This window comes from Streptomyces sp. rh34 (assembly GCF_002551245.1).
In the GTDB taxonomy this organism is placed as follows: Bacteria; Actinomycetota; Actinomycetes; order Streptomycetales; family Streptomycetaceae; genus Streptomyces.
In genome coordinates, this window is the sequence record NZ_NTGZ01000261.1 from 1 (window position 1) to 10258 (window position 10258).

The window sequence follows — 10258 nt, forward strand, 5'->3', positions numbered from 1 at the left end:
GAACGCCCCCGGCCGCCGCTGAGCATCCTCCGCCGAGCACGGGCCCGCGCCGGCGGGGCGCCGGGCTTCGCGCCCGGCCCCACCTGCGGGCAAGCCGCGAAGAGCCAGGCACTACCCTCGTCCCGTGGAGCTCAAGAACATTCCGGACCCCGGTTTCTCCGACGACGACGGCTCGGCGTCCCCCGCCCTGACCAGGGCCCTGGACGCCTGGTCCCGGGACCGGAGCGCCGTCGGCCCGGTCCTCACGGCCCTGCGCGACGCCAGGCTGCTGGTCCCCGTCGTCGCCGTGCTCGGCGAGGTCGAGGAGGACGAGAAGGGGCTCCGGCGCGAGAAGACCAGCGACATGGCCGTACCCACCCTCCGGGCCGGCGACCGGCGCGCGCTCCCCGCCTTCACCTCGACCGCGACGCTGGCGCTCTGGGACCCCGAGGCGCGCCCCGTCGCCGTACCGCTGCACCAAGCACTCCAGGCCGCCGCCCACGAGAAGGCCGACACCGTCGTGCTGGACCTCGCCGGGCCCGTCGCCTTCGAGCTGAGCGGGCAGGCGCTGCTGGCCCTCGCCGAGAACCGCACCAGCACCAACCCGCTCCAGGACCCCGCCGTCATCGAGGCCGTACGGGAGACCGTGGCCGCCGACCCCGCCGTGGTCCGCGCCCACCTCGGGCCCGGCAGCGCGGACGGCACCCTCGCGCTCGTCCTCGCGCCGGACGCCGTGCCCGCCGAGGCGGCCCGCCGTATCGCCCGCGCGCTGTCGGCCAGCGAGGTGCTGCGGGCCCGGCTGGTGAGCGGCCTGGATCTGGCCGTTCTCCCCGCCGGCACCGCCGCGCCGGGAGAGCCCCTCTTCGCCCGCTGACACCCCGGGCCGGCCCGGGGAGACCCGGGTCCGGCCCGCACCGACGCGCGCCAAGTGCCCGCCGCCGTGAGAATTGTCGGGATCCGGAGAAATCCGACCAACCGATCAAGCTCGCGAGGTGGTTCCATGCAGAAGCGGATCGTGGCGTCCGAGTTCCTCGGCACCCTGCTGCTGGTGTTCTTCGCCGTGGGGTCCGCGGTGCTCGCCGTCGACTACCTCGGCACGGTGGGCATCGCCCTCACCTTCGGCTTCACCCTCCTCGCGCTGGCCTACGCGCTCGGACCGATCTCCGGCTGTCATGTCAATCCCGCGGTGACGCTGGGCATGTATATGGCGGGCCGGATCGACATCCGAACGGCCGTGGAGCGCTGGGTGGCCCAGTTCCTCGGCGCGATCGTCGGCGCGGCCCTGCTGTTCCTGCTGGCGAAGCAGATCCCGGGCCTGGAGACCAGTGGCGAGTTCGGCACCAACGGCTACGACGACCGGTCGGCCGTCGGTATCAACATCGGCGGCGCGTTCCTCGCCGAGGTGGTGCTGACGTTCCTGCTCGTCTACGTCGTCCTCGCGGTGACCCACAAGGTGGCGGTCACCGGCTTCGACGGGCTGCCCATCGGCCTGGCGCTCGCCGCGATCCACCTGGTGGGCATCCCGCTGACCGGCACGTCGGTCAACCCGGCGCGCAGCTTCGGTCCGGCCCTCTTCGCGGGGGGCGCGGCCCTCTCCCAGCTCTGGCTGTTCATCGTCGCGCCCCTGGTCGGCGGAGCGATCGCCGCCTACGCCCACCGGCTCACCCACCCCTGCCCCAACCTCCCGCCCGAGGAGACCGAGGACGCCATCTGAGGGACCGGGCCGGCCCGCACCCACGCGGAAGCCCGCCGCCCCACGGGGGGACGGCGGGCTTCGTGGCGTACGGGGAGAGGGGCGGCGGCTAGCCGTAGACCGGGCCGGTGTACTTCTCGCCGGGGCCGTGGCCGGGCTCGTCCGGCACCAGCGAGGCCTCGCGGAAGGCGAGCTGGAGGGACTTCAGACCGTCGCGCAGCGGCGAGGCGTGGAAGGTGCTGATCTCCGTGGCGCTCGCGTCCAGCAGTCCGGCCAGCGCCTGGACCAGCTTGCGGGCCTCGTCGAGGTCCTTGTGCTCCTCGCCCTCCTCGGTGAGGCCGAGCTTCACGGCGGCCGCGCTCATCAGGTTGACGGCGACCGTCACGATCACCTCGACCGCGGGGACCTCCGCGATGTCGCGGGCCATGGCGTCGAAGCCGGGGTTCTCACTGCTGGGGGTCGCGTCACTCATGCCCACACGATAAGGCCAGGCCACCGCCGTCCCGCGCGCGGGAGCCGCTTCGGGACACCGGGACGGACACGGACCGCCGGGGGGTCAGGCAAAGGGGCGATACCGGGGGAGACGCGGGATTAGCGCACCCGGGGCCGGGCTGCTAACCTTGTGTAACGACCGGCTGGGCATCTATGTGCCCGGCCCACAAGTGGAGGCTCCGATCTCCCACCTGACCGTCCTCACCGGACGGCGGGTCACCGGTCAGGCGGTCCCCATCGTTCCGTACGGACGATGGAGCCGTCCGATGCGCCCCGCGGTTGACCGCGGCGGTGCTCCGGTAGTTCCTGGAGCCTCGCCTGTGTCCCGTCCGGGGCATTTTTGCGCTTCCGGCTCGGTTGGTCTTGACGTTATAAGACGTTACGCGGCTGTCCGCCAGGCGGCCGCGTGGTGCTACCGAGGAGGATCCATCAGCGCCGAGCCCCGCATCAACGACCGGATTCGCGTTCCCGAGGTCCGACTTGTCGGTCCCAGCGGCGAGCAGGTCGGGATTGTTCCGCTTGCCAAGGCCCTGGAACTCGCACAGGAGTATGACCTCGACCTGGTCGAGGTGGCGGCGACAGCCCGTCCGCCCGTGTGCAAGCTCATGGACTACGGGAAGTTCAAGTACGAGTCGGCCATGAAGGCCCGTGAGGCGCGCAAGAACCAGGCGCACACGGTCATCAAGGAGATGAAGCTCCGGCCGAAGATCGACCCGCACGACTATGACACCAAGAAGGGTCACGTCGTCCGGTTCCTCAAGCAGGGCGACAAGGTCAAGATCACGATCATGTTCCGTGGTCGTGAGCAGTCCCGCCCCGAGCTGGGCTTCCGACTGCTCCAGCGTCTCGCTTCGGACGTGGAGGACCTGGGCTTCATCGAGTCCAACCCGAAGCAGGACGGCCGGAACATGATCATGGTTCTGGGCCCGCACAAGAAGAAGACCGAAGCCATGGCCGAAGCCCGTGAGGCCCAGGCCGCCCGCAAGGCCGAGCGTCAGGGCACGACCGACGCACCGTCCGAGGGCGACACCGCGGAGGCTCCGGCCGAAGCGGCCGAGGCTCCGGCCGAGACACCTTCCGAGTCGTGACCGCGGGGGCCGCCATCCAGGCGGCCCCGGGTCCCCCCGGAATCCCATAGAGATCTGACGCCCCTGCAGTCCGGTGCCCCGCACCGTGAGGGGCGCCACTGACGAGGAGAGAACGGCGCGATGCCGAAGAACAAGACGCACAGCGGTGCCAGCAAGCGCTTCAAGATCACCGGCTCCGGCAAGGTGCTCCGCGAGAGGGCCGGCAAGCGCCACCTGCTCGAGCACAAGTCGTCCAAGAAGACCCGCTCGCTGACCGGCACGGTCGTCGTGGCTCCGGCCGACGCCAAGAAGATCAAGAAGCTTCTCGGCAAGTGAGGCTCGGCCTCCGGCTCGCCCCGGAGGCACGACCTCGATCACACCGGGACCAATTCGTTTCCGGGCCGTGTGACGACACCCACGGCCCCGCTACAAGGAGTTAACAAGTGGCACGCGTCAAGCGGGCAGTCAACGCCCACAAGAAGCGCCGGGCAATCCTCGAGGCGGCCAAGGGCTACCGCGGGCAGCGCTCGCGCCTGTACCGCAAGGCCAAGGAGCAGGTCACCCACTCCCTGGTCTACAACTACAACGACCGCAAGAAGCGCAAGGGCGACTTCCGTCAGCTGTGGATCCAGCGCATCAACGCCGCTGCCCGCCAGAACGGCATGACGTACAACCGCCTCATCCAGGGTCTGAAGGCCGCCAACATCGAGGTGGACCGCAAGATCCTGGCCGAGCTCGCGGTCAACGACGCCAACGCGTTCGCCGCCCTCGTCGAGGTCGCTCAGAAGGCCCTCCCGAGCGACGTCAACGCCCCGAAGGCCGCCTAGGGTCTTCCGTTCGGGCCATGCCGGGGCCTGCGAGCCCGGCATGGCCCAAACGGGAGGCGCCCGTCCAGGCACCCCCTTCCAGGTACGCGAACCGGACCCGCAGGCGCACGCCGCCTGCGGGTCCGGTGCGTTGACCCGCCGTCGGCCCCCGCCGACGGCACCGCACACCGCCACAGCCGTACGCAGAGAGGCTCGCCGCCGACCATGGGCACCCCCGAACTGATCTCCCCGCGTTCCCCCCGGGTCGCCGCCGCCCGCCGGCTGGCCCGCCGCAACTTCCGCGGCAAGGAGCGCAGGTTCATCGCCGAGGGGCCCCAGGCCGTGCGCGAGGCAGCCGCCCACCGGGGCGGCGACGGCGAGCCGACCCTCATCGAGCTGTTCGCCACCCCCGAGGCCGCCGACCGGTACGCCGACATCGTCGAGGCCGCCCACACCGCGGGCGCCCGTGTGCACCTGGCCGACGACGACGTCCTCGCCGACGTCTCGCAGACCGTCACCCCGCAGGGCCTCATCGGCGTCTGCCGCTTCCTGGACACGCCGTTCCAGGAGATCCTCGCCGCGAAGCCCACGCTGGTGGCCGTTCTGGCGAACGTACGGGACCCCGGGAACGCCGGAACGGTACTGCGCTGCGCCGACGCGGCGGGCGCGGACGCGGTGATCCTTACCGACGCGTCGGTCGACCTCTACAACCCCAAGTCCGTACGGGCCTCGGCAGGTTCGCTCTACCACCTGCCCGTCGCCGTCGGCGTCCCCGTCGAACAGGCCGTGCGGGGCCTCCGGGACGCCGGGGTGCGCATCCTCGCCGCCGACGGGGCCGGGGCCGACGACCTGGACGACGAGCTGGACGCGGGCACCATGGGCGGCCCCACCGCGTGGGTCTTCGGCAACGAGGCCTGGGGGCTCCCCGAGGAGACCCGCGCGCTCGCCGACGCCGTCGTCCGCGTCCCCATCCACGGCAGGGCGGAGAGCCTCAACCTCGCGACCGCCGCCGCCGTCTGCCTGTACGCCTCCGCCCGCGCGCAGCGCCCCCGGCGAGCCCCCGGGGCCCGCTGACGGAGCGCCGCTCCGACGGTCCGTCAGCACACGATCCCGGCCATTCCCGTGCCCCTCCCACCGGCGCACTCCTCTCCGCGCCCCCACAGGGTGTCGCCGGTTCACCACCGCCTAGTAGGGTGACGAACTCGGGGGCCCACTGCACCGGTTCGAGAGGTGGGGATACGGGAAGATGGCTGTCGGCATGAGCTCGCCGCGACCGGCGCACACCACCGCACCGCGCGCTGCGGAAGAGAAGCCGGACGGGCCGGCGGCCGGTCCGGACGGCCTCGGCACAGGCATCGACCCGGACGACCTTCCCGACGGTCTCGTCGTCGCCGACGAGAGCGGGCACGTCGTCTGCTTCAACGCCGCCGCCGCCCGCATCACCGCCACCCCCCGCGCCGACGCGATCGGCCGTCCCCTGGAGGCCGCCCTCCCGCTGGAGGACCTCAAGGGAAAGCGCTGGTGGGCCCTGACCGACCCGTACGGCGGTCTCGCCACCCGCAACGGCCAGCCCGAGCGCAACCTGCTGCTGCCCGGCGGCCGTGAAGTGCTGGTCGCCGCCCGTTACGTACGCGAGCGGCCGACCGGACCGGTGCGCCGGGTCGTCGTCTCGCTGCGCGGGACCGAGGCCCGCCGGCGTACCGAACGCAGCCACGCCGAGCTGATCGCCACCGTCGCCCACGAGCTGCGCTCCCCCCTGACCTCGGTCAAGGGGTTCACCGCCACCCTGCTCGCCAAGTGGGAGAGGTTCACCGACGACCAGAAGCGGCTGATGCTGGAGACCGTCGACGCGGACGCCGGCCGGGTCACCCGGCTCATCGCCGAGCTCCTCGACATCTCCCGCATCGACTCCGGCCGCCTGGAGCTGCGCCGCCAGCCCGTCGACATCACCGCCGCCGTCGCCCGCCACATCCAGGCCCTCACCGCGGGCGGCCAGGCGCCCGACCGCTTCCGGGTCCGGGCCCGGGGGCCCCTGCCCGACCTGTGGGCCGACCCCGACAAGGTCGACCAGGTCCTCGGCAACCTCCTGGAAAACGCGGTGCGCCACGGCGAGGGAACCGTCACCATTGAGATCGCCCCGGCACCCGCGCCGGGAACCGGCGACGAGATGGGAACGGCGGTCACCGTGAGCGACGAGGGCCCCGGCATCCCCGAGGAGTCGATGAGTCGCGTCTTCACCCGTTTCTGGCGGGGGAGCAAGCGCGGCGGCACCGGTCTGGGCCTCTACATCGTCAAGGGCATCGTCGAGGCCCACGGCGGCACCATCACCGTCGACCGGGGGCCCGGCGGCGGAGCCGAGTTCCGATTTATTCTGCCCGTGAGCATGCCCGCCTGCCTGGTGTGAGCAGCCCACGGGCTCCCCGACCGTCCTGCGGCCTTTAGACTCGACCTTTGGCACCTTTGCGTCCTCCAGTCGTCGAGCGGGGTCGCGCCACCAGCCAATCGGAAGCACGGGAAGAGATGTCGGCACCGAACAAGTCGTACGACCCAGTCGAGGTCGAGGCACTGAAACCGGAAGAGATCGAGCGCCTGCGGGACGAGGCGTTCGCCGCCTTCGCCGCCGCCGGTGACCTCGACGCGCTCGCCCAGGCGAAGACCGCGCACACCGGAGGTACCTCGCCGCTGTCCCTCGCCAACCGCGAGATCGGCGCCCTGCCCCCGCAGGCCAAGGCCGAGGCGGGCAAGCGCGTGGGCCAGGCCCGCGGAGCCGTCTCCAAGGCGCTCGCCGCCCGCCAGGCGGAGCTGGAGGCCGAGCGCGACGCCCGGGTGCTCGTCGAGGAGGCCGTGGACGTCACGCTGCCCTACGACCGCACCCCGGCCGGCGCCCGCCACCCGCTGACGACCCTCATGGAGCGCGTCGCGGACGTCTTCGTGGCCATGGGCTACGAGATCGCCGAGGGCCCCGAGGCCGAGGCGGAGTGGTTCAACTTCGACGCCCTGAACTTCGTGCCCGACCACCCGGCCCGCCAGATGCAGGACACCTTCTTCGTGCAGGGCACCACGCCCGACGGGAAGGCGACCGAGGGCGACGAGTCCGGCGTCGTGCTGCGTACGCACACCTCGCCGGTCCAGGCCCGCTCGCTCCTGGAGCGCAAGCCCCCCGTCTACGTGGTCTGCCCCGGCCGGGTCTACCGCACCGACGAGCTGGACGCCACGCACACCCCGGTCTTCCACCAGATCGAGCTGCTCGCCGTCGACGAGGGCCTCACCATGGCCGACCTCAAGGGCACCCTCGACCACATGGTCCAGGCGCTCTTCGGACCGGACATGAAGACCCGGCTGCGGCCGAACTTCTTCCCCTTCACCGAGCCGTCCGCCGAGATGGACATGGTCTGCTACGTCTGCCGCGGCGAGTCCGTCGGCAACCCGGACCGCCCCTGCCGCACCTGCGGCAGCGAGGGCTGGATCGAGCTCGGCGGCTGCGGCATGGTCAACCCCAAGGTGCTCACCGCCTGCGGCGTCGACCCCCAGAAGTACAGCGGATTCGCCTTCGGGTTCGGCATCGAACGGATGCTGATGTTCCGCCACAACGTCGAAGACATGCGAGACATGGTCGAGGGTGACGTCCGGTTCACCCGGCCGTTCGGGATGGAGATCTGATGCGCGTCCCGCTTTCCTGGCTGCGGGAGTACGTCGACCTGCCGGCGACGGAGACCGGCCGTGACGTACAGGCCAAGCTCGTCTCCGTGGGGCTTGAGGTCGAGACCGTCGAGCAGATCGGTGCGGGCCTCAAGGGCCCCCTGGTCGTCGGACAGGTCCTGACCCTCGAGGAGCTGGAGGGCTTCAAGAAGCCCATCCGCTTCTGCACGGTCGACGTCGGCACGGCCAACGGCACCGGCGAACCGCAGGAGATCGTCTGCGGCGCCCGTAACTTCTCGGTCGGCGACAAGGTCGTCGTGGTCCTCCCGGGCGCGGTCCTGCCCGGCGACTTCGCGATCGCCGCCCGCAAGACGTACGGCAAGACCTCGCACGGCATGATCTGCTCCACCGACGAGCTCGGCATGGGCGACGACGGAACGCACGGCATCATCGTGCTGCCGCCGGAGCACGAGGTCGGCACCGACGCGATCGAGCTGCTCCAGCTCATCGACGAGGTCCTCGACATCGCCGTCACCCCGGACCGCGGCTACTGCCTCTCGATGCGCGGCGTCGCCCGTGAGACAGCCATCGCCTACGGGCTGCCGCTGCGCGACCCGGCGCTCCTGGACGTGCCCGCGCCGAACGCGTACGGCTACCCGGTCAAGATCTCCGACCCGTCGCGCTGCGACCGCTTCACCGCGCGCACCGTCACCGGTCTCCAGCCGGAGGCCCGCTCCCCGATCTGGATGCGGCGTCGCCTCCAGAAGGCCGGGATGCGGCCCATCTCCCTGGCCGTCGACATCACCAACTACGTGATGCTGGAGCTGGGCCAGCCCCTGCACGCCTACGACCGCACCCGGGTCGAGGGCCCGATCGGCGTGCGCCGCGCCGCGCAGGGCGAGAAGCTCACCACGCTGGACGGCACCGTGCGCGTGCTGGACGCCGAGGACCTGGTCATCACCGACGACCGGGGGCCGATCGGCCTCGCGGGCGTCATGGGCGGCGCCAACACCGAGATCGCCGACGCGGACGGCGAGCACGCCCTCACCACCGAGGTCGTCATCGAGGCCGCGCACTTCGACGCGATCTCGATCGCCCGCACCGCGCGCCGCCACAAGCTGTCCTCCGAGGCGTCCAAGCGCTTCGAGCGCGGCGTCGACCCGCAGGCCGCCGCCGCTGCCGCGCAGCGCACGGTGGACCTGCTGGTCCTGCTCGCGGGCGGCACCGCCGAGGCCGGGGTCACCGAGATCACCGCCCCGTCGGCGCCGCGCACCATCGCGATGCCGGCGAACCACCCGGACAGGGTCGCCGGTGTGGAGTACGGCCGCGAGACCGTCGTCCGCCGCCTCCAGCAGGTCGGCTGCGACGTCTACGGGCAGGACGAGCTGATCGTCACCGTCCCGTCCTGGCGGCCCGACCTGAACGAGCCGAACGACCTCGCCGAAGAGGTCATCCGGCTGGAGGGCTACGAGAACCTGCCCTCCACCCTGCCGACGCCCCCCTCCGGCCGCGGTCTCACCGACCGCCAGCGGCTGCACCGCCGCATCGGCCGGGCGCTGGCCGGAGCCGGGTACGTCGAGGCGCTGAGCTACCCGTTCATCGGCGACGCGGTCCTGGACCAGCTCGGCCTGGAGGCGGACGACGCCCGTCGCCGCACGGTCAAGCTCGTCAACCCGATCTCCGACGAGGAGCCGGCACTGCGCACCACGCTGCTGCCCGGTCTCCTCGGCGCCCTGCGGCGCAACGACGGTCGCGGCAGCCACGACCTGGCGCTCTTCGAGACCGGTCTGGTCTTCAGGCCGACGGGCCAGGAGCCGCAGGCGGTCCGGCTGCCCGTCGACCGCCGCCCCACCGACGAGGAGATCGCCTCTCTCGACGCGGCCCTGCCGCGTCAGCCGCGCCGCGCCGCCGTCGTCCTCGCGGGCGCCCGCGAACAGTCCGGCTGGTGGGGCAAGGGCACCCCGGCGACCTGGGCGGACGCCGTCGAGGCCGCCCGGTCCATCGCCGCGGAGGCCGGTGTGGAGGTCATCGTCCGCGCCGACCGGCACGCCCCGTGGCACCCGGGCCGCTGCGCCGCGCTGTACGTCACCGTGGACGGCGAGGAGACCCTCTTCGGACACGCGGGCGAACTGCACCCGCGCGTGATCAAGGCGCTCCACCTGCCCGAGCGGACCTGTGCCGCCGAGGTCGAGCTGGACGTCCTGGAGCGGGCCGTCGACGGAGCGCTCCAGGCGCCCCGGATCTCCACCTTCCCGGTGGCGACCCAGGACGTCGCGCTCGTCGTCGCCGGGGGCGTCCCGGCCGCCGACGTGGAGCGGGCACTGCGCGAGGGTGCGGGTGAACTCCTGGAATCGCTGCGGTTGTTCGACGTCTTCACCGGCGAGCAGATCGGCGGGGGCAACAAGTCCCTGGCGTACGCGCTGCGCTTCCGCGCCGCCGACCGCACCCTGACCGTCGAGGAGGCCTCGGCCGCCCGCGACAGCGCGGTGGCCCTGGCCGCCGAGCGCACGGGCGCGGTGCTGCGCGGCGCGTAGCCCGTGCAGCGGCGTTGAGAAGGGGCGTATCCGGCCCTGTCTCTTATA

General features: G+C 72.1%; 10 protein-coding genes. 9 read left to right on the forward strand and 1 reads right to left on the reverse strand.

Annotation, left to right across the window (positions count from 1 at the left end):
• Window positions 1-124: 124 nt before the first annotated feature.
• Both CR470_RS31320 and CR470_RS31325 read left to right on the forward strand, forming a co-directional pair.
• Window positions 125-853, forward strand: coding sequence for an SseB family protein (locus CR470_RS31320; protein ID WP_097870853.1), 729 nt, complete (start codon window positions 125-127; stop codon window positions 851-853).
• Window positions 854-979: 126 nt separating this feature from the next.
• Window positions 980-1693: an MIP family channel protein gene (locus CR470_RS31325; protein ID WP_097870854.1), complete on the forward strand. Its 714-nt coding sequence runs from the start codon at window positions 980-982 to the stop codon at window positions 1691-1693.
• Between the two features lie 88 nt (window positions 1694-1781).
• On the opposite strand, the gene CR470_RS31330 is transcribed toward CR470_RS31325, so the two are convergent.
• Entirely contained in the window at window positions 1782-2144 is a 363-nt protein-coding gene (locus CR470_RS31330) for a DUF1844 domain-containing protein (RefSeq protein ID WP_097870855.1), read from the reverse strand.
• A 391-nt stretch (window positions 2145-2535) separates the two neighbouring features.
• Here CR470_RS31330 and infC point away from each other — a divergent pair, with 391 nt between their 5' ends.
• The 7 genes from infC (at window position 2536) to pheT (ending at window position 10210) form a co-directional block, all read left to right on the forward strand.
• The gene (gene infC / locus CR470_RS31335; protein WP_097870860.1) at window positions 2536-3252 is read left to right on the forward strand and encodes a translation initiation factor IF-3; all 717 of its coding nucleotides are present in this window, start codon (window positions 2536-2538) and stop codon (window positions 3250-3252) included.
• A gap of 120 nt (window positions 3253-3372) precedes the next feature.
• The gene (gene rpmI / locus CR470_RS31340) at window positions 3373-3567 is read left to right on the forward strand and encodes a 50S ribosomal protein L35 (protein ID WP_003970213.1); all 195 of its coding nucleotides are present in this window, start codon (window positions 3373-3375) and stop codon (window positions 3565-3567) included.
• 107 nt (window positions 3568-3674) lie between these two features.
• Window positions 3675-4058, forward strand: a complete 384-nt coding sequence (rplT, locus tag CR470_RS31345; RefSeq protein ID WP_007457565.1) for a 50S ribosomal protein L20 — start codon at window positions 3675-3677, stop codon at window positions 4056-4058.
• Between the two features lie 204 nt (window positions 4059-4262).
• A complete protein-coding gene (locus tag CR470_RS31350) occupies window positions 4263-5111 on the forward strand; it encodes a TrmH family RNA methyltransferase (RefSeq protein WP_097870856.1) in 849 nt (282 codons plus the stop codon).
• A gap of 172 nt (window positions 5112-5283) precedes the next feature.
• Window positions 5284-6441, forward strand: coding sequence for a sensor histidine kinase (locus CR470_RS31355; RefSeq protein WP_097870857.1), 1158 nt, complete (start codon window positions 5284-5286; stop codon window positions 6439-6441).
• Between the two features lie 116 nt (window positions 6442-6557).
• Window positions 6558-7697, forward strand: coding sequence for a phenylalanine--tRNA ligase subunit alpha (gene pheS / locus CR470_RS31360; protein WP_097870858.1), 1140 nt, complete (start codon window positions 6558-6560; stop codon window positions 7695-7697).
• Window positions 7697-10210, forward strand: a complete 2514-nt coding sequence (gene pheT / locus CR470_RS31365; protein ID WP_097870859.1) for a phenylalanine--tRNA ligase subunit beta — start codon at window positions 7697-7699, stop codon at window positions 10208-10210. The genes pheS and pheT overlap by 1 nt, the downstream gene beginning before the upstream one ends.
• The last annotated feature ends 48 nt before the right edge of the window (window positions 10211-10258 follow it).